The organism is Serratia sp. S4 (genome assembly GCF_000347995.1).
In the GTDB taxonomy this organism is placed as follows: Bacteria; Pseudomonadota; Gammaproteobacteria; order Enterobacterales; family Enterobacteriaceae; genus Serratia; species Serratia quinivorans.
Map to the genome: position 1 here is coordinate 5,200,542 of NZ_KB661120.1, position 18,144 is coordinate 5,218,685.

An 18,144-nucleotide genomic window follows, 5' to 3' on the forward strand; every position below is an offset into this window, starting at 1 on the left:
TTTTCGCTTCACGGCAAGAAAACCGAGCAACAGTAGCCACATGCGATCGGGTCATTTAGAATCAAAGATTGGTTTCCCTGAAAGCGACTCATGATGAACGACGCGCCAGCCCTTGCTCCTGATACCTCGATACAGCGTATTTTGATCGTTAAACTTCGCCACCACGGCGACATGTTGCTGATCACACCGGTCATCAATACCCTGCGGCAAAATTACCCGCAGGCGCAGATCGACGTACTGCTGTATAAAGAAACCCAGGAGATGCTGGCCAGCCACCCGGCTCTGACAAACATCTTCGCTATCGATCGCCAGTGGAAAAAACAGGGCACTAAAGCGCATCTGCGCCATGAACTTAACCTGATTCGGCAGCTCAAGGCCCAAAGTTACGATCTGGTGGTCAATCTGGCCGATCAGTGGCGCAGTGCCCTGCTCTCCAGGCTGACCGGCGCGCGTATTCGTCTGGGTTTCGATTTTCCCAAACGTCAGGGCTTCTTATGGCGCCATTGTCATACCCATTTGGTACCGGTGAGCGATCACGCCCGGTTGCATACGGTTGAACAGAACCTGTCACTGTTAGAACCACTCAACCTGCCAAATATTAGCCAACAGGTGACCATGGGCTACCCGCCGCAGGACTGGCAGACCTGCGAACAGTTGTTGCAGCAACAGGGCATTAGCGGTGATTTTATTGTGGTGCAACCCACTTCCCGCTGGTTCTTCAAATGCTGGAGCGAAGAAAAAATGGCGGCTACTATCAGCGCGTTACAGGCCGATGGTCACCAATTGGTGGTCACCTCCGGGCCGGACGCAAAAGAACGTGAAATGGTGGAGCGCATCTTGGCACTCTGCCCGCCACAGGGCGTAATTTCGCTGGCGGGTCAACTGACGCTGAGGCAACTTGCCGCCCTGATCGACCACGCTAAACTGTTTATCGGCGTAGATTCGGTGCCTATGCACATGGCCGCGGCGCTACAGACCCCTTGCATAGCGCTGTTTGGCCCTTCCAAACTGGTGTTCTGGCGCCCCTGGCAGGTGATTGGCAACGTAATATGGGCCGGAGACTACGGGGACTTACCCGATCCGGACGCCATCAATACCGGCACCGATGAACGTTATCTGGACCTTATTCCTACAGACGCGGTGATTGCAGCCGCGCGGAGCCAGCTTTCATGAAAGCATTTCGTTTGGCGATCGTTCGCCAAAAATACCGCCCGGACGGTGGCGCTGAGCGTTTCGTTTCCCGCGCCCTTGAGGCGCTGGAACAACAGGACCTCGACCTGAACGTTATCACCCGTGAATGGCAGGGTGACGCCAATCCAAACTGGCATATCCACCTGTGTAACCCGCTAAAATTCGGCCGCATCAGCCGTGAACGTGGCTTTGCCGAAGCGGCCAGAGCACTGTGGCAGAAAGAAAACTTCGATCTGGTGCAAAGCCATGAACGCATCCCAGGCTGCGATATTTACCGCGCCGGTGATGGCGTGCATCGCCGTTGGTTACTGCAGCGGGCTCGTTTGTTGCCGGAGTGGCGTCGTAAATGGCTGTTCTCCAATCGCTATCACCGTTACGTGATGTGTGCAGAACGGGCAATGTACGCTGCGCCGGAGCTGAAGGCCATTATCTGCAATGCCGAAATGATTAAGCAGGAAATCATTGATGACTTCGGAGTCCCCGCCGATAAAATCACGGTGATCTACAATGCCATTGATAATCAAAAATTTCCGCCCGCCGATGCCGAATTGCGCCAGCAGTTGCGTCTGCAGTATCAGATCCCGCAGCAGGCTCACTGCCTGGTTTTTGTCGGTTCCGGTTTTGAACGCAAAGGGCTGGCCGCTGCCATCCGTGCCGTCGCGGCGACCGACAGCTATCTACTGGTGGTAGGCAAGGATAAGGCGGAAAAGCGTTATCAGGCGCTGGCGCAATCACTGGGCTGCAGCGATCGGGTGCGATTTATGGGGGTGCAGAAACAAACGCTGCCGTTCTATCAGGCCGCCGATGCGCTGTTGCTGCCCACGTTGTACGATCCGTTCCCCAACGTTATTCTGGAAGCCATGTCCTGCGGTTTGCCGGTCATTACCAGCACCACCTGCGGCGGCTCGGAGTTTATCACTCAGGGGCAAAATGGCTTTGTTACCGATGCCCTTGATGTCCCCGCGCTGGTCGCGGCGATCGTAGCGCTACCACGCCAGGCCCTGGGCTCCGCCATGGGTGAAGCAGCAAGAGCGCGTATCATGTCGGCTACCCCGGCACGCTTGTCGGAACAGCTGATCTCCCTTTATAACCGGCTGCTGGATTAACTATGCGTATTCTGATGATTATCGACGGCCTGCCAGGCGGAGGCGCTGAAAAAGTGGTGCTGACCCTGTGCCAGGGAATGCAGCAAATGGGCCATGACGTCAGCCTGATTTCATTGCGCGACGTCTGTAACTATCCAATTCCCTCCGGCATTCACTATCAGGTGGTCGCAGACCATAGCCGCTCACCATGGCGTAAACTGACCGAACTGTCGCGCCGCGCCGCCGCATTGGATCGGGCGATCGCCGACAATGAACGCCAACAGGGTGCCTATGACTTGGTGTTCTCCAACCTGCATAAAACCGATCGCATCGTTAGCCGCAGCAAGTTGCTCTCGTCAGACCGCCTGTGGTTCTGCATTCACGGTATCCTGTCGACCTCCTATCTGGGCCACCGCAAGGGGCTGGATCGTTGGCTGAAACAACGGAAAATCACCCAGGTTTACCAGGGCAGAAATATCGTTGCCGTCTCGCAAGCCGTGGGGGACGATTTGCAGCAGAACTTGCCGATCCGCCCAAACCGATTGGCGGTGATCAATAATCCGTTTGATATTGCCGCCATCGAGCAGCAGGCGGCGGAACCCTGTGAGCTGGCAGGCAAAGATTATCTGGTGCATGTCGGGCGCTTTCATCCGCACAAACGGCACGATCGGCTGTTGAAGGCCTATGCCCAATCGGGCATACAAGCCCCGCTGGCACTGATCGGCACCGGCAGTGAAGCCAGCGTAGGGGAAGTGAAACAACTGGCAAACCAGTTGGGTATCGCAGATCGAGTACTGTTCCTCGGCTTCCAGGCCAATCCCTACCCGTTTATTCGGCACGCATCACTGCTGGTACTTAGCTCCGACAGCGAAGGCTTTGGTAACGTGCTGGTGGAAGCGCTACTCTGTGGTACTCCGGTGGTCAGCACCCGTTGCCCCGGCGGGCCTGCAGAAATTCTGGAAAAAGCGGGAATGGATAACGCACTGGCGGAACTTAATGAAAAATCACTGGCGGAGAAAATGGCAGACATTTATGCCAACCCACCAGAGATTAATTACCAACAACTGTTGAGCTATGGACTAGAGCCTATTTGTCAGCAATACCTGGCACTCAAGAAATAAATAAGGCAGGGGATCCCTGCCTTATAGTTAATTAATTTAGTGTCTGTATTTTTTTCCAGACGTCTTCCACAGGAACATCAATACAGTCGCCCGATTCGGTTTGCAGAATCTGATAGCGTCCAGACCATGGATGCCAGGATTCTTTATCCGTATCGCCAAAGAACACCACCATATCTTTATTCAACGCCGCCGCCAGATGCATCTGCCCGCCATCGCTGCACAGCACTCTGTCGCATAAATCAAAACCGGCCAGCAGTTCACGCACCGACGCCGTTGGGTACAGCGCCACGCGCTCACTCTGACATAACGCCAACAACTGCTCTGCGCGTTTCTGATCGCCGACATCATCCGGCGTTAGCGTGCCCTGAGGCGACCAGAAAATCAGTATCGCCGTATTCTGTTCGGCGAGTAAGCGGTTGATAATTTCGGCATAGCGCTCGATCGGCCAACGCCGTTTAGGGCTGCGACTGCTGATATGAACCGCGAAAACTCGCTCGACCGGCGGCAGGCATTGTTGCAAACGCTGCGCCGCCCGCTGGCGCTCTTCAGCCGTCAGATACACCCGCACCGGGGGGATAGGAATGCGCTGGTCAGTAATCGCCGAAAGGTAGCTGTAGGTGTGCTCTACCTGATGCTTGCCGCTGAAATTCTCCTTACGAAAAGGATGATGAATCTCAGGCGTACCCAAATCTGCACCAATAATATTGCCGATCCCCGCCATTTTTGCCAATCGCAGGCTGTACTTGCAGGGAACCGGGTTGGCCAGGATCGCCGCATCAAATTTTATTTTACGCAGTTTAAGAAAAATCATCAGGCGTTCGAAATAAACCCCCAACGTGGTTTCATTTTTCGCCTTGTGCTTTGCCTTTTTATAGACGAAGACCTTTTCAAGGTGCGGGTTATTTTTAACAACATCCTGACTGACTTTATTGATTAACAGATAAAGTTTGGCATCCGGATAGGCAATTTTCACCCCTTCGATCAGCGGAGTGGTACAAACAAGATCGCCAATATTGTCACGGCGAATAATTAAAATATTCTTCATTCCAAGCCTATCAGCGAAATCTCTCGCCTGTTGTCTGAAACTGACACCCAAGGTTACCAAATTAGCGCCTTTCCCTTCCAGTTATGGTACTATTCTGAATAACCCATATAAATGAAATTGATAGAATGTTGCTGCGTTTATATCAGGTACTACTCTACCTCATCCAACCCCTGATCTGGCTCCGCTTACTGTTGCGCAGCCGCAAAGCTCCAGCCTACCGTAAACGCTGGGCAGAACGCTATGGCTTCTGCGCCGGAAAAGTCGTACCGGGTGGCATCATGCTGCACTCCGTCTCCGTGGGTGAAACGCTGGCGGCCATCCCGTTGGTCCGCGCACTGCGCCACCGCTACCCCTATTTACCGATTACTGTGACCACCATGACGCCGACTGGTTCAGAACGCGTGCAGTCCGCCTTCGGTAAAGACGTTCATCATGTTTATCTCCCTTACGACCTGCCAGGCTCGATGCATCGTTTTCTGGATCAGGTGAACCCCAAGCTGGTCATCATCATGGAAACCGAGCTGTGGCCCAATCTGATTAACGCCCTGCATCAGCGTCAGATCCCTCTGGTCATTGCCAACGCCCGACTTTCCGCCCGCTCTGCCGCAGGCTATAAAAAAATCGGCGGTTTCGTGCGCGATATGCTGCGCCGCATTACGTTGATCGCCGCGCAAAATCAGGAAGATGGCGAACGTTTTGTCGAACTTGGCCTGAAACGTTCACAACTGACTGTAACCGGCAGCCTGAAATTCGATATTTCCGTTACGCCTGAGCTGGCTGCGCGTGCAATCACGTTACGCCGCCAATGGGCGCCACGTCGCCCGGTGTGGATCGCCACCAGCACCCACGAAGGTGAAGAAAGCATTCTGCTGGCCGCGCACCGTAAACTACTGGAAAAACACCCTGACCTGCTGCTGATCCTGGTGCCACGCCACCCGGAACGCTTCGCTACGGCCAAAGAGCTGGTGCAAAAAGCCGGCTTCAGCTACACCCTGCGCAGCAGTGGTGAAATCCCTTCCGGCGGTACCCAGGTGGTGATCGGCGATACCATGGGCGAACTGATGCTGCTGTACGGCATTGCCGATCTGGCCTTCGTTGGCGGCAGCCTGGTGGAGCGCGGTGGACATAACCCGCTGGAAGCGGCTGCGCACGCCATCCCGGTGCTGATGGGGCCACATATTTTCAACTTCAAGGATATCTGCGCCAAGCTGTCACAGGCCGAAGGTCTGATCACCGTGACCGATGAAGATTCGCTGGTCAAGGAAGTGGCTACGCTGCTCACCGACGAAGACTATCGCCGCTATTACGGCCGCCACGCGGTAGAAGTGCTGTATCAAAACCAGGGAGCGCTGCAGCGCCTGCTGCAATTGTTAGAACCGCATCTGCCGCCCCGGAGTCATTAAGTGAGCGCGCGCAAAAGTCTGTCGGTGGTGATTATCGCCAAGAACGAAGCCGGGCTGCTGCCGGATTGTCTGCAATCCGTAGCCTGGGCAGACGAAATCGTCATGCTCGACTCAGGCAGTCAGGATGACAGCGTCGCCGTGGCCGAAAGTTTGGGCGCCAAAGTATTCACCCACGTCGACTGGCAGGGATTTGGTAAGCAGCGCCAACTGGCTCAGAGTTACGCCAGCCACGACTATATTCTGATGATCGACGCCGACGAACGCGTTACCCCGGAACTGCGCCAGTCAATTGAACAAACGTTGACTGCGCCGGACGATAATCAAGTCTACAGCTGCGCACGCCGCAACCTGTTCCTAGGGCGTTTTATGCGTCACAGCGGCTGGTACCCGGATCGCGTCAACCGGTTGTACGCCAACCAGCGCTATCGCTATAACGACAATCTGGTGCATGAGTCGCTCAATACCAACGGGGCGAAAGTGGTGCCGCTTAACGGCGATCTACTGCATCTGACCTGTCGCGACTTTTTTGCCTTCCAGCGCAAACAGCTGCGTTATGCCGAAGAATGGGCCAACCAACGCCACCAGGCCGGCAAGCGCTGCGGCTATCTCTCGATCCTGACCCACACTCTTGGCGCCTTCTGCAAAACCTGGCTGCTGCGTGCCGGCTTCCTGGACGGTAAACAGGGGTTGCTGTTAGCCGTGGTCAACGCGCAATATACTTTCAATAAATATGCCGCACTCTGGGCATTGGGCCGCAACTATTCAGAGAAGTGAATCATGACCCGTAAAGCCATTTATCCCGGTACTTTCGACCCCATGACCAACGGCCACCTGGATTTGGTAACCCGTGCGTCATTGATGTTCGATCACGTCATTTTGGCGATTGCCGCCAGCCCGAGTAAAAAACCATTGTTCACACTCGATGAGCGCGTAGCTTTAGCCAGCCAGGTGACATCTCATCTGGATAATGTGGAAGTGCTGGGGTTCAGTGAACTGATGGCGCATTTTGCTGCTCATCAGAATGCCAATATTCTGGTTCGCGGCCTGCGTGCGGTATCTGATTTTGAATATGAACTGCAGTTGGCCAACATGAATCGCCATTTGATGCCGACGCTGGAAAGTGTGTTTCTGATGCCTTCCGAAGAGTGGTCGTTTATCTCATCCTCGCTGGTGAAAGAAGTGGCGCGCCACGGCGGTGACATCGCCCCTTTCCTGCCGGCCGTAGTTACCCAGGCATTGTTCGAAAAACTCGCCGCGCAATAATCAGCGCTGGCAGCGCGGGCAGAAGAAAGTGCTGCGCTGCCCGTGCTTGGCGGACTCAATCGGCGTGCCGCACGCGCGGCAAGGCTCACCCGCTCGCCCATACACCTGCAGTTCCTGCGCAAAATATCCCGGCTTGCCGTCCGACTGCAGGAAATCACGCAGCGTAGTCCCGCCCTGCTCTATCGAACGCAGCAATACCGCCTTAATGGTTGCCACCAAAATTTCGGCTTCTACCTTGCTCAGCGAGCCTGCTGGCCGGTCAGGCAGGATCCCGGCGGTAAACAACGATTCACTGGCGTAGATATTGCCCACGCCCACCACCAGCTTGTTATCCATCAACCAGGGTTTGATCAGCGTCCGCTTGTTGCGTGATTTTTCGTACAGGTAGGCACCGGTAAAGGCTTCACTCAAGGGTTCCGGTCCAAGGTGAGCCAGCACATTGCTGGTCGCCAGATCGTCACACCATAGCCAGGCACCAAAACGGCGCGGATCGGTATAACGGAGCGTCATGCCATTGCTGATCACCAGATCGACGTGGTCGTGCTTTCCAGCCTCGGTTTCCTCCGCCAACATCCGCAGACTGCCCGACATCCCCAGATGGACGATAATCCAGCCGCTAGCCAGTTCAATCAGCAGATACTTGGCGCGACGCTGTACGCTGAGTACCGGCTGGTCGCTCAACGCCAGAATTTGCTCGGAGACCGGCCAGCGCAGGCGTGCATTGCGTACCACGGCATATTGAATACTATGGCCAACCAGGTAAGGTTCAATACCGCGGCGGCTGGTTTCAACTTCTGGTAATTCAGGCATCTGGCGCTCTCCTGTCGGTTTTCTACCTTTAGAATGCAAAAAACCCGGCCTGAGCCGGGTTTTTATTAATCCACTAAAATTATTTAATTTTAGCTTCTTTGTAGATCACGTGCTGGCGGACAACTGGATCGAATTTCTTCAGTTCCAATTTTTCCGGCTTAGTACGCTTGTTCTTCGTGGTGGTATAGAAGTGACCAGTACCAGCAGAAGAAACCAGCTTGATCTTCTCGCGAACACCTTTAGCCATGATGCAGTTCCTTAATACTTCTCACCACGGGTACGCAGATCGGCCAAGACCGTCTCAATACCCTTCTTATCAATAACACGCATACCTTTAGCAGATACACGCAGCGTTACAAAGCGCTTCTCAGCCTCAACCCAAAAACGGTGTGAGTGCAGGTTCGGCAGAAAACGGCGTTTGGTCGCGTTCATTGCGTGGGAACGGTTGTTACCGCTCACCGGGCGCTTGCCAGTAACTTGGCAGACTCGTGACATGTCTATTCTCCAAAAATCAAATCAGCTCGAGCTTCGTATAGAGTATGGCCGCCTCGTCAGGCTTTTAGAGCCCATCTCAGCAAACTTCATACTGAGGAGACTCTCGTCATCAGGTTAGAAACCACACATCAGGTTGGAAACCTGCTGAGATAGGCTCTTACGCCAAACCCAAGATTCTCAAAGGTGGCGTAGTATACGCTCTGAAGCGTAAGTGCTCAAGTCCCGAACAGCTAAAGATCCCAGAAGGATCGCGAAAAAATCGCTTAAAGCCATCCGCGCTCGGCAAAAGAGACACATTCACCCCGACCTATCACCAAATGATCGAGCACTCGGATTTCCAATAACAGGCAGGCATTAACCACTTGCTCGGTTATCAAACGATCGGCATGACTGGGTTCCGCCTTACCCGAAGGGTGATTATGCGCCAGAATAATGGCGGCCGCATTAGCCTTCAACGCTTCACGCACAATTTCTCTCGGGTATACGACAACGCTGCTGATGGTACCAGCAAACATCTCCTGATGGCGAATAACACGGTGCTGATTGTCTAAAAACAATACCAAAAACACTTCCCGCTCATGATGTACCAGCAAACTTTGCAAATAATGCTGGGTCATCCTGGGGTTAAGCATGGCATTTTCCTGCGCCAGATGGCTGGAAAAGAAGCGGAACGCCAACTCGGAAATCGCCTGCAGTTGCGAATAACTGGAGTTGCCCAGCCCTTTGTGGCTGCAAAAAACCGAATGATCCGCCGACATCAGGTGATACAACGAGCCAAACTGCTCCAACAACTGTTCAGCCAGTTGCATCACGTGCACCCCCGGAAAACCGGTGCGCAGAAAAATGGCCAACAGCTCCGCATCAGACAGCGCCGATGCTCCGTAACGCAATAGTTTCTCCCGTGGTGCCAGCGTGTCCGGCCACAAGGTGATTCCCTGACTGCTCATCTTCGCCTCCCTGAAAACGCCACAGCATGCCACGCAGCGGAGAGGCCAACGACAGGTGTTTGATAACATTGCGAAGTACTGCGCAAAGCACAATGTAACGCACTGCAGACACAGCGGAATCGCTCACCTGTCTGGCGGTTATGCTAAAATGGCACATCTTTCGGATTCAATCGGACAATCATGATGACGGGACTTTCCGGCAAACATATTGTGCTTGGCATCAGTGGCGGCATCGCCGCATACAAATGCCCAGAACTGGTACGCCGCCTGCGTGACAGAGGCGCCGAAGTGCGTGTGATAATGACCAGCGCGGCGAAAGCCTTTATCACGCCGCTGACGCTGCAGGCCGTTTCCGGCCATCCGGTCTCAGACGATCTGCTGGATCCCGCCGCCGAAGCGGCAATGGGCCATATCGAGCTCGGTAAATGGGCAGATCTGGTGATCCTGGCTCCGGCCACCGCCGATCTGCTGGCGCGCGTCGCCGCCGGTATGGCCAACGATCTGCTGACCACGGTTTGCCTGGCCACCGCGGCACCCATTGCCGCTGCCCCCGCCATGAACCAGCAGATGTATCGTGCCGTCGCCACCCAAGCCAACCTGCAAACTCTGCAGGCGCGCGGCATGCTGCTGTGGGGGCCAGACAGCGGCAGCCAGGCCTGCGGTGACGTCGGCCCAGGTCGCATGCTCGATCCGCTGGAAATTGTCGAACTGGCGAACAGCCATTTCTCTGCACCACAAGATCTGCAACATTTAAAGATTATGCTCACCGCCGGCCCGACGCGCGAAGCCTTGGATCCGGTACGTTTCATCAGCAATCACAGCTCCGGCAAGATGGGTTTTGCCATCGCCCGCGCCGCCGCGGCCAGGGGTGCACAGGTCACGTTGATAGCCGGGCCGGTCAATCTGCCAACCCCTCCCTGGGTCACCCGGGTTGACGTCGTCAGCGCGTTGGAAATGGAGCAGGCCGTACAGCAGCGCGCCGCAGCGCAAGATATTTTTATTTCCTGCGCCGCAGTAGCCGATTACCGTGCGGAACAGATTTCCGATGAAAAAATAAAAAAACAGGGTGATGAAATCATCCTCAAAATGGTAAAAAACCCCGACATCGTTGCCGGCGTTGCCGCAATGACGAAAAAGCGCCCCTTTGTCGTGGGGTTTGCCGCCGAAACCCAGAATGTGGAAGAATACGCGCGACAAAAACTGGCGCGTAAGAAACTGGATTTAATTTGCGCTAATGATGTATCGCTTGCAGAGCATGGGTTTAACAGTGACACCAATGCCTTGCACCTTTTTTGGCAGGATGGAGAAAAGCGCCTGGCGCTGAGCGACAAGGCACTCCTTGGCCAACGTTTAATAGACGAGATAGTCAGCCGTTATGATGAAAAAAATCGACGTTAAAATCCTGGACCCGCGTATTGGCAAGGATTTCCCATTACCGACCTACGCCACCCCTGGCTCTGCAGGCCTCGATCTGCGCGCCTGCCTGGACAGCGCCGTTGAACTGGCACCGGGTGAAACCCAGCTGCTGCCTACCGGCCTGGCTATTCACATCGCTGATACCGATCTTGCGGCAGTGATCTTGCCACGTTCCGGTCTGGGCCATAAACACGGTGTGGTGCTGGGCAACCTGGTCGGCCTGATCGATTCCGATTATCAGGGTCAACTGATGGTTTCCGTCTGGAACCGCGGTCAAAAATCCTTCACTATTGAACCCGGCGAACGTATCGCGCAGATGGTATTTGTGCCGGTGGTACAAGCTGAGTTCAATCTGGTTGAAGAATTCGACAGCAGCGAACGTGGTGCCGGTGGTTTTGGCCACTCCGGCCGCCACTAAGCGATACCCGATTGCCGACAGGGAAACGTCGCCTGAAATCTTGCCACACCGGAGAGAAGGACAGCTCTACGGCAAGGTTTGCCCGGCTACGATTTCAGCGCAGACCAGGACGCGCGGAGAATACAGGTCGTTAAGGCCGCTGACCCCAGCATCGTAAAAAAAGCCATCACATAAGCCGCACAGAGATAATCTCTGCAGCGGCCGATGCCCGGGTTTTCGAAAGTCTAAGCAGTTTTAGCAAGGGTCTAATCAGACATGGCAGAAAAAGAAAAAATCAAAAGGAACCGGCGCGAAGAAATACTGCAGGCGTTAGCCCAAATGCTGGAATCCAGCGACGGCAGCCAGCGTATTACCACCGCTAAGCTTGCCGCTAACGTCGGAGTCTCCGAAGCTGCACTGTACCGGCACTTCCCCAGTAAGACACGGATGTTCGACAGTCTGATCGAGTTCATTGAAGACAGCCTGATCACGCGCATCAACCTGATCCTGCAGGATGAGAAAGAAACCTTTAACCGCCTGCGTTTGATTCTGCTACTGGTGCTGGGGTTTGCCGAACGCAACCCGGGCCTGACACGTATCATGACCGGCCACGCACTAATGTTTGAGCAGGATCGGCTACAGGGGCGAATCAACCAGCTGTTTGAACGCATCGAGGCGCAGCTGCGCCAGGTGTTGAAAGAACGCAAACTGCGGGAAGGCAAAGGCTTTATCGTGGATGAAACGCTGCTGGCCAGCCAGTTATTGGCGTTCTGTGAAGGCATGCTGTCACGCTATGTGCGCTCCGAATTCCGCTACCGCCCAACGCAAGAATTCGATGGCCGCTGGCCACTGTTGGCGGCACAACTGCAATAAACCCTATGCCGGGCGCGTTTGGTTGCGCCCGGCATAGTAGACTCCGCGTTAAACCCCGTACTGCTCGCGATAAGCACGAACTGCCGCCAGGTGATCCGCCATTTCCGGTTTTTCTTCCAGATAAACAATCAAATCCTTCAGCGTCACGATGGAAATGACCTTGCAGTGATAGTCACGCTCAACTTCCTGAATGGCAGAAATATCCGCGCGGCCGCGCTCCTGGCGATCGAGAGAAATCAATACCCCAGCCAGGGTGGCACCACCAGCGCCAATGATTTCCATCGATTCACGGATCGCCGTACCGGCAGTGATGACGTCATCCACCAGCATTACACGGCCCTGCAGCGGGCTGCCTACCAGAGTGCCCCCTTCGCCATGGGTTTTGGCTTCTTTACGGTTAAAGCAGTACGGCACATCACGCTCATGATGTTCTGCCAATGCAACCGCCGTGGTGGTCGCGATCGGAATGCCTTTGTAGGCCGGGCCAAACAGCAGGTCGAACTCTATACCGGAATCCACCAGCGCTTCGGCATAGAAGCGCCCTAACAGCGCGAGATCACGCCCGGTATTAAACAGGCCGGCATTAAAGAAATACGGGCTGGTGCGGCCGGATTTCAGGGTGAACTCGCCGAATTTCAATACCTGCTTGTTAAGCGCGAACTCGATAAACTGGCGCTGATAGGCTTTCATTACTGCTTCTCCTCGTCTGGTCGTTAGATCTGTTAATACTGCCGCCCGATCGCCGGGCGTAAAAAAGGCGACCCTTGAGTCGCCTTAATAATTAGTCTGCCAGCGCCGCTTTCTGCGCCTGGAAGATGGTATCGATGCCCCCTCGGGCCAGCGCCAACAGCGCCAATAGCTCATCGTGGCTGAACGGCTCGCCCTCGGCGGTGCCCTGCACCTCGATCATGCGGCCATCTTCCATCATCACCACATTCATATCGGTTTCTGCTGCAGAGTCTTCGACGTACTCCAAATCACACAGCGCTTCGCCGTTAACAATGCCGACGGAAACTGCAGCGACCAGCCCTTTCATCGGGTTGGCTTTCAGCTTGCCATTAGCCACCAGCGCATTCAACGCATCGGCCAACGCAACACAGGCACCGGAAATAGACGCGGTACGGGTGCCACCATCGGCCTGCAAGACGTCACAGTCGAGCGTGATGGTGAACTCACCAAGCTTTTTCAGATCTACCGCTGCACGCAGTGAACGGGCGATCAGACGCTGAATTTCCAGCGTACGGCCACCCTGCTTGCCTTTTGCGGCTTCGCGGGCGTTACGGCTGTGGGTAGAACGCGGCAGCATGCCGTATTCAGCGGTGATCCAACCCTGGCCCTGACCTTTCAGGAAGCGCGGAACGCCCTCTTCTACCGTGGCGGTGCACAAAACCTTGGTATCGCCAAACTCAACCAGCACTGAGCCTTCTGCATGTTTGGTGTAGTGACGGGTCAGTGTCAGTGGGCGAACTTGTTGTGGTGCTCTGCCTGCAGGACGCATGGGCTCTCTCCGGCTTCTAATCAACGATTGGCTGCGCATTATACGGGCTTAGTGACGTAATGCCTATCCTGCCCGCATCTCCAACGCTATAATCGCTTCATCTTTTCCTATTACGGGTACGCATCAATGATCCGCAGCATGACAGCCTACGCCCGGCGTGAAATCAAGGGTGAATGGGGCAGCGCAGCTTGGGAGCTGCGTTCCGTGAACCAACGCTATCTAGAAACCTACATCCGCCTGCCGGAGCAGTTCCGCAGCCTGGAGCCGGTGATCCGCGAACGTATTCGTGGCCGCCTGACCCGTGGCAAAGTGGAGTGCAACCTGCGCTTCGAACTGGATCCGAGCGCACAAAGCTCAATGATCCTGAACGAAAAACTGGCCAAACAGCTGGTTGAAGCCGCCAACTGGGTAAAAATGCAGAGCGACGAAGGTGAAATTGATCCTATCGACGTACTGCGTTGGCCAGGCGTGATGTCTGCCCAGGAGCAGGATCTGGACGCTATCAGCGCACAGCTCATGCAGGCGCTGGACGGCGCACTGGATGACTTCATTATTGCTCGCGAAAGCGAAGGTACCGCACTCAAAGCGCTGATTGAACAGCGTCTGGACGGCGTTAGTGCCGAAGTGATCAAGGTTCGTGCCCAGATGCCAAACATTCTGCAATGGCAGCGTGAGCGTCTGGTCAGTAAGCTGGAAGAAGCTCAGGTACAGCTGGAAAATACCCGTCTGGAACAGGAACTGGTGTTGATGGCGCAGCGTGTTGACGTCGCCGAAGAGCTGGATCGCCTGGAAGCGCACGTAAAAGAAACGCACAACATCCTGAAGAAAAAAGAAGCCGTAGGTCGCCGCCTCGACTTTATGATGCAGGAGTTCAACCGCGAATCCAACACCCTGGCATCCAAGTCGATCAATGCCGAAGTCACCACCTCCGCCATCGAGCTGAAAGTGTTGATCGAGCAGATGCGCGAGCAGATCCAGAACATCGAGTAATTTATCAGCATGTATCATGCGATATAAAATATCTATAAAAGCCCGTTAGTTACGGGCTTTATTCATCTCACTCACTCCCACCTACTCAAATCTCATCGTTTTGATGCACCTTAGACGGTACCCACCATAAATATGGTACATACACTTTTGGTACAAGGTAGTCATTGAACGTGGGTATCAGCCAGGAAATAGAGAGAGCGGATCATATGAACGCGTTTCATAACGCAATGACCGCGCTCCAGTGCGATGCCTTGAATTCTCTTGTTTCAAGGTTATTTCGGCAATGCAAACGCCATCACCGCGTCGCCGCCTGAACTGCCAAGGCCGGTATGGCCGCCTGCGGCAATGACTATGTATTGGCGTCCATCCTTGCCTTCGTAGACGCTGGGGGTGGCAATACCGCCAAACGGCAGTGTGGCGTGCCACAACTCGCGCCCGGTACGCAGATCAAACGCCCGTAGCGTGCGGTCGGCGGTGGCAGCGATAAAGATCAGGCCGCTGCGGGTCACCACCGAGCCGCCCATGTTCGGCACGCCGACTTGCAGCGGCACGTGTGAAGAAATGCCGAAGGGGCCGTTATCGTAAGCGCTGCCCAGCGGATGGTGCCAGAGAAGCTTGCGGGTTTTCAGGTCGAGCGCGCTGAGCATGCCCCAGGGTGGCTGATTGCAAGGGATGGCCAATGGCGATAGGAACGGCGCGGCGCTGATGGCATAAGGTGTACCCAGCTGCGGGCCGCCGAAGTCACCGCCTTTGTTGCCTTGCTTACCGCTGGCTGAAACCTGGTCGCGCGGTGTCAGCTTGTTGATGATCGCCATGTAGTTGTTGTTCGCCACGACGATATGACGCAAAGGGTCGACCGACACGCCACCCCATTCGAAGACACCCGCCGAGCCGGGATACGCCAGTGAACCTTGCACCGATGGTGGCGTAAACGCGCCCTCGTAGCGCAACTCCTTGAAGCTGATGCGGCAATACAGCTGATCAAGCGGCGTAGCTCCCCACATGTCGCTTTCGCGCAACGTGGCTGGTGCAAACGTCGGCATGTCAGTCTGGAAGGGCTGGGTAGGTGACAGGTGTTCGCCTGGCACAGCCCCTTGCGGCACCGGCCGCTCCTCGATGTGAGTCAGCGGGGCACCCGTGCGCCGGTCGAGCATGAACAACTCGCCGCGCTTGGTCGGTACCAGTAAGGCGAGTACCGGCGGCTTGCCCTGTGCGCCAGGTAAATCGACCGTAGTCGGTTGCGCCGGGACATCGTAGTCCCAGATGTCGTGGTGAGTGGTCTGGAAGTGCCAGTGGATCTTTCCGCTATCCGCATCGACAGCAATCAGCGAACTGGCGTATTTTTCCGACACGGCTTGCCTGCCACCGCCGAAGAAATCTGGCGTTTCGTTACCGGTTGGCAGATAGACCAAACCCAACACCGGATCAGTGCTGATCGGCGCCCATACATTGGGCGTGCCGCGCGTGTAGAACTCGCCTTCGGGTGGAAGTGTCGTACGATCGGTGCGGCCCATGTCGAAAGCCCAGGCCAGTTTGCCGCTTCGGGTATCGAATGCGCGCACGACGCCGGAAGGTTCGCCGCGTTCCACGTTATCGTACACCCACCCACCGATTACCGCCTTGCCGTGCACGATCGAGGGCGGCGAGGTGACGTAGTAGAAACCCGGCTTGACCAGGCCCATGCCTGCGGTCAGGTCGATTTCGCCGTTCTGGCCGAACGCCGGGCAGCGCTGGCCGGTATCGGCATCCAGCGCGTACATCTTGGCATCCAGCGTGGCGGTGATAATCCGATGTGCGCAAAAGCCGGTGGCCATTGGCGTTTCGTCATAGGATACGCCACGGCAGGCAAGAAAGGGTACTGCTCTCAGATTCGCATGCGGGTTGAAGCGCCAAATCGATTTGCCTGTCTCCGGCGAAACGGCAATGACTTCATCATGTGGGGTGCAGAACACGAGTTTGTCACGCACCTTCAATGGCGTTGCCTCGAACATCAGCTCGCTCGCTTTATTGCCCTGGGGCAGGCCGGTTGCACCGGAGTGGAAACTCCAGGCCAGTGTGAGATCGGCAACGTTGGCCGGAGTGATTTGCTCCAGCGGCGAGTACCTCTGGCCACCGGGTGTTCGGCCGTAGTTCGGCCAATCGCCGGGGGCGATCAATGCCGAATCGACTGGCGTGTTTTCGGCGGGATATTGCTCCAATGCCGCAGCCAGATCGATGCCATGGAAAGGCTGCAAGCCGGCCACGAACAGGCTAAAGAGTAACAACGTCAACGCGCTGCCGACCAGCAGTGCCGGCCTGGTGCCGCGCACCCGTTTGCTATGGCGCGCAAAAAATGGACGGGCGAACCAGCGCCAGGTCAACAACATTACGATGAGCAACACCAGAAAGAACAGCACCCGCGGCAGTAGCGCAATGGGGTTCCAGCCGCATTCGTACAAAGCCCAGGCCAACGTTGCTGCGCAAAAACCGGCATAGAGCACGAAGCCGCTGCGGCGTGCCAGCAGCAATAGCGGTGCCGTTATCAGCAACACGATGCCTGCGATCGCGTAATACCAGGAGCCATCCAGCGTGATGAGGCGGATACCGCCGTACAGCATGGCAGCGCCGGTGAGTAGCAGGATAAGCCCCAGCAAGGCACTGACCCAGCGGTAAGAGCCGCCGGTCTTTGTATTGCTGGTTGTCATGACGCATTCCCCAGGTATTTAGCCACTGCTTTAACTTGGCGAAAGACCTCCTTCGCTTCCGGCAGGAAAGTGACAGCCATGAAGACGTGGAAACCACCTGGATACTCATGGTAATCGACTGTGACGCCTGCGACTTGCGCTTTTACTGCAAACTTTCGCGTATCAACAACAAATATATCGCGGTCGCCCTGGAATATGCTCATCGGCGGCATCCCCCGCAAGTCAGCGTAGAGCGGACTCATGGAGGGCGCAGAGGGGGAAATGTCTCCTGCCCACATTCTCCCGCATACCCGAAGGCCATCCACGGTAAGCATGATGTCCCTACTCTCCAGTTCTCTCATTTCGGCGTCCCTCATAGAGAGGTCCAACCAGGGGGCAAACAGGAAGAGATGGTCAGGGAGCGACAGCCCGTTATCGCGTCGACGAAGCGCAAGCGTAAGTGCAGCATTGCCCCCCGCACTGTCGCCCATCACGACGATTTGCTCACCCTTTCGGGCGGAAACGATGCTGTCAAAGATCGTATCGATCAAAGCGGTGCCAACGCGATAGTCATTTTCGGGAGCAAGGGCATACAGCGGAACAGTGACGGTAGCGCCGGTCGCTTTGATAACAGCGCTGATGATGCTCCAATGTACGCCAAGCAGTGGGTTCACGTAGGCGCCGCCGTGCAGATAGAGCACATGTAGATCGCGCTTTCCTGTCCGTGGCGTCAGAGTCACGACCCTTTGCTCTTGGTATATGCGCTCCTTGATATGGCATGAAGAACGAAGTGCACTTGGAATACGCGCGGCCTGAGGGGCGTCCCGATTTAGCAGGTACTTGTGCAACTTCGCGTCATCGCCAAGAATTTTTGGCGCAAGCCCCATCAAGTATCTTGCGCAGGTGAGAAACACGCTCATGTGAATTTTCCATAGAAGTAGTTGTCA

19 protein-coding genes are annotated in these 18,144 nt (G+C 55.5%); 10 read left to right on the forward strand and 9 right to left on the reverse strand.

Annotated features, from left to right (window positions below):
* Positions 1 to 90: 90 nt before the first annotated feature.
* The 3 genes from rfaQ to SERS4_RS0124955 are packed head-to-tail and all read left to right on the forward strand — an operon-like array spanning position 91 to position 3,397.
* The gene (gene rfaQ / locus SERS4_RS0124945; protein WP_017894442.1) at positions 91 to 1,173 is read left to right on the forward strand and encodes a putative lipopolysaccharide heptosyltransferase III; all 1,083 of its coding nucleotides are present in this window, start codon (positions 91 to 93) and stop codon (positions 1,171 to 1,173) included.
* On the forward strand, positions 1,170 to 2,297 hold the full coding sequence (locus SERS4_RS0124950; protein ID WP_017894443.1) for a glycosyltransferase family 4 protein: 1,128 nt from the start codon (positions 1,170 to 1,172) through the stop codon (positions 2,295 to 2,297). The genes rfaQ and SERS4_RS0124950 overlap by 4 nt, the downstream gene beginning before the upstream one ends.
* 2 nt (positions 2,298 to 2,299) lie before the next feature.
* Positions 2,300 to 3,397 (forward strand): glycosyltransferase, encoded by a 1,098-nt coding sequence (locus SERS4_RS0124955; RefSeq protein WP_017894444.1) that lies wholly within the window; start codon positions 2,300 to 2,302, stop codon positions 3,395 to 3,397.
* A 31-nt stretch (positions 3,398 to 3,428) separates the two neighbouring features.
* Here SERS4_RS0124955 and SERS4_RS0124960 read toward each other — a convergent pair whose 3' ends face one another.
* Positions 3,429 to 4,442, reverse strand: a complete 1,014-nt coding sequence (locus SERS4_RS0124960) for a glycosyltransferase family 9 protein (RefSeq protein ID WP_017894445.1) — start codon at positions 4,440 to 4,442, stop codon at positions 3,429 to 3,431.
* A gap of 125 nt (positions 4,443 to 4,567) precedes the next feature.
* On the opposite strand from SERS4_RS0124960, the gene waaA reads away from it, so the two are divergent.
* The 3 genes from waaA to coaD are packed head-to-tail and all read left to right on the forward strand — an operon-like array spanning position 4,568 to position 7,108.
* Positions 4,568 to 5,845 (forward strand): lipid IV(A) 3-deoxy-D-manno-octulosonic acid transferase, encoded by a 1,278-nt coding sequence (gene waaA, locus SERS4_RS0124965; protein WP_012147509.1) that lies wholly within the window; start codon positions 4,568 to 4,570, stop codon positions 5,843 to 5,845.
* Entirely contained in the window at positions 5,846 to 6,619 is a 774-nt protein-coding gene (locus SERS4_RS0124970; RefSeq protein WP_017894446.1) for a glycosyltransferase family 2 protein, read from the forward strand.
* 3 nt (positions 6,620 to 6,622) lie between these two features.
* The gene (coaD, locus tag SERS4_RS0124975) at positions 6,623 to 7,108 is read left to right on the forward strand and encodes a pantetheine-phosphate adenylyltransferase (protein ID WP_012147511.1); all 486 of its coding nucleotides are present in this window, start codon (positions 6,623 to 6,625) and stop codon (positions 7,106 to 7,108) included.
* On the opposite strand, the gene mutM is transcribed toward coaD, so the two are convergent.
* From mutM to radC, 4 genes are all read right to left on the reverse strand, one after another.
* Entirely contained in the window at positions 7,109 to 7,918 is an 810-nt protein-coding gene (gene mutM, locus SERS4_RS0124980; RefSeq protein WP_017894447.1) for a bifunctional DNA-formamidopyrimidine glycosylase/DNA-(apurinic or apyrimidinic site) lyase, read from the reverse strand. It abuts the gene before it with no gap.
* Between the two features lie 79 nt (positions 7,919 to 7,997).
* On the reverse strand, positions 7,998 to 8,165 hold the full coding sequence (rpmG, locus tag SERS4_RS0124985; protein WP_004392084.1) for a 50S ribosomal protein L33: 168 nt from the start codon (positions 8,163 to 8,165) through the stop codon (positions 7,998 to 8,000).
* A gap of 11 nt (positions 8,166 to 8,176) precedes the next feature.
* Positions 8,177 to 8,413 carry a 50S ribosomal protein L28 gene (gene rpmB, locus SERS4_RS0124990; protein ID WP_004953342.1) on the reverse strand — a complete coding sequence of 79 codons (237 nt, stop codon included), beginning with the start codon at positions 8,411 to 8,413 and terminating at the stop codon, positions 8,177 to 8,179.
* Between the two features lie 263 nt (positions 8,414 to 8,676).
* Positions 8,677 to 9,360 carry a DNA repair protein RadC gene (radC, locus tag SERS4_RS0124995; RefSeq protein ID WP_012147513.1) on the reverse strand — a complete coding sequence of 228 codons (684 nt, stop codon included), beginning with the start codon at positions 9,358 to 9,360 and terminating at the stop codon, positions 8,677 to 8,679.
* 180 nt (positions 9,361 to 9,540) lie between these two features.
* Here radC and coaBC point away from each other — a divergent pair, with 180 nt between their 5' ends.
* From coaBC to slmA, 3 genes are all read left to right on the forward strand, one after another.
* Positions 9,541 to 10,758, forward strand: coding sequence for a bifunctional phosphopantothenoylcysteine decarboxylase/phosphopantothenate--cysteine ligase CoaBC (gene coaBC / locus SERS4_RS0125000; RefSeq protein WP_012147514.1), 1,218 nt, complete (start codon positions 9,541 to 9,543; stop codon positions 10,756 to 10,758).
* Entirely contained in the window at positions 10,736 to 11,194 is a 459-nt protein-coding gene (gene dut, locus SERS4_RS0125005; RefSeq protein ID WP_012147515.1) for a dUTP diphosphatase, read from the forward strand. Before coaBC ends, dut begins: the two co-directional genes overlap by 23 nt.
* Before the next feature lie 255 nt (positions 11,195 to 11,449).
* Positions 11,450 to 12,046: a nucleoid occlusion factor SlmA gene (gene slmA, locus SERS4_RS0125010; RefSeq protein WP_012147516.1), complete on the forward strand. Its 597-nt coding sequence runs from the start codon at positions 11,450 to 11,452 to the stop codon at positions 12,044 to 12,046.
* A gap of 48 nt (positions 12,047 to 12,094) precedes the next feature.
* Here slmA and pyrE read toward each other — a convergent pair whose 3' ends face one another.
* Positions 12,095 to 12,736 carry an orotate phosphoribosyltransferase gene (pyrE, locus tag SERS4_RS0125015; RefSeq protein WP_012147517.1) on the reverse strand — a complete coding sequence of 214 codons (642 nt, stop codon included), beginning with the start codon at positions 12,734 to 12,736 and terminating at the stop codon, positions 12,095 to 12,097.
* A gap of 91 nt (positions 12,737 to 12,827) precedes the next feature.
* Entirely contained in the window at positions 12,828 to 13,544 is a 717-nt protein-coding gene (gene rph, locus SERS4_RS0125020; RefSeq protein WP_012147518.1) for a ribonuclease PH, read from the reverse strand.
* 126 nt (positions 13,545 to 13,670) lie between these two features.
* Between rph and SERS4_RS0125025 the strand changes: the two genes are divergently transcribed.
* The gene (locus SERS4_RS0125025) at positions 13,671 to 14,534 is read left to right on the forward strand and encodes a YicC/YloC family endoribonuclease (RefSeq protein ID WP_017894448.1); all 864 of its coding nucleotides are present in this window, start codon (positions 13,671 to 13,673) and stop codon (positions 14,532 to 14,534) included.
* Between the two features lie 272 nt (positions 14,535 to 14,806).
* On the opposite strand, the gene SERS4_RS0125030 is transcribed toward SERS4_RS0125025, so the two are convergent.
* Positions 14,807 to 17,218: a membrane-bound PQQ-dependent dehydrogenase, glucose/quinate/shikimate family gene (locus SERS4_RS0125030; protein ID WP_017894449.1), complete on the reverse strand. Its 2,412-nt coding sequence runs from the start codon at positions 17,216 to 17,218 to the stop codon at positions 14,807 to 14,809.
* Positions 17,215 to 18,117, reverse strand: coding sequence for an alpha/beta hydrolase (locus tag SERS4_RS0125035; protein ID WP_017894450.1), 903 nt, complete (start codon positions 18,115 to 18,117; stop codon positions 17,215 to 17,217). The genes SERS4_RS0125030 and SERS4_RS0125035 overlap by 4 nt, the downstream gene beginning before the upstream one ends.
* Positions 18,118 to 18,144: the final 27 nt, after the last annotated feature.

Excerpts from the sequence above, each read along its gene's own strand:
- SERS4_RS0125035 (WP_017894450.1), bottom strand. The coding sequence starts at position 18,117 with ATGAGCGTGTTTCTCACCTGCGCAAGATACTTGATGGGGCTTGCGCCA.
- waaA (WP_012147509.1), top strand. The coding sequence starts at position 4,568 with ATGTTGCTGCGTTTATATCAGGTACTACTCTACCTCATCCAACCCCTG.
- SERS4_RS0125030 (WP_017894449.1), bottom strand. The coding sequence starts at position 17,218 with ATGACAACCAGCAATACAAAGACCGGCGGCTCTTACCGCTGGGTCAGT.
- rpmG (WP_004392084.1), bottom strand. The coding sequence starts at position 8,165 with ATGGCTAAAGGTGTTCGCGAGAAGATCAAGCTGGTTTCTTCTGCTGGT.
- dut (WP_012147515.1), top strand. The coding sequence starts at position 10,736 with ATGATGAAAAAAATCGACGTTAAAATCCTGGACCCGCGTATTGGCAAG.
- pyrE (WP_012147517.1), bottom strand. The coding sequence starts at position 12,736 with ATGAAAGCCTATCAGCGCCAGTTTATCGAGTTCGCGCTTAACAAGCAG.
- rfaQ (WP_017894442.1), top strand. The coding sequence starts at position 91 with ATGATGAACGACGCGCCAGCCCTTGCTCCTGATACCTCGATACAGCGT.
- radC (WP_012147513.1), bottom strand. The coding sequence starts at position 9,360 with ATGAGCAGTCAGGGAATCACCTTGTGGCCGGACACGCTGGCACCACGG.
- SERS4_RS0124950 (WP_017894443.1), top strand. The coding sequence starts at position 1,170 with ATGAAAGCATTTCGTTTGGCGATCGTTCGCCAAAAATACCGCCCGGAC.
- coaD (WP_012147511.1), top strand. The coding sequence starts at position 6,623 with ATGACCCGTAAAGCCATTTATCCCGGTACTTTCGACCCCATGACCAAC.
- SERS4_RS0124960 (WP_017894445.1), bottom strand. The coding sequence starts at position 4,442 with ATGAAGAATATTTTAATTATTCGCCGTGACAATATTGGCGATCTTGTT.
- mutM (WP_017894447.1), bottom strand. The coding sequence starts at position 7,918 with ATGCCTGAATTACCAGAAGTTGAAACCAGCCGCCGCGGTATTGAACCT.
- SERS4_RS0125025 (WP_017894448.1), top strand. The coding sequence starts at position 13,671 with ATGATCCGCAGCATGACAGCCTACGCCCGGCGTGAAATCAAGGGTGAA.
- rph (WP_012147518.1), bottom strand. The coding sequence starts at position 13,544 with ATGCGTCCTGCAGGCAGAGCACCACAACAAGTTCGCCCACTGACACTG.
- rpmB (WP_004953342.1), bottom strand. The coding sequence starts at position 8,413 with ATGTCACGAGTCTGCCAAGTTACTGGCAAGCGCCCGGTGAGCGGTAAC.
- coaBC (WP_012147514.1), top strand. The coding sequence starts at position 9,541 with ATGATGACGGGACTTTCCGGCAAACATATTGTGCTTGGCATCAGTGGC.
- slmA (WP_012147516.1), top strand. The coding sequence starts at position 11,450 with ATGGCAGAAAAAGAAAAAATCAAAAGGAACCGGCGCGAAGAAATACTG.
- SERS4_RS0124955 (WP_017894444.1), top strand. The coding sequence starts at position 2,300 with ATGCGTATTCTGATGATTATCGACGGCCTGCCAGGCGGAGGCGCTGAA.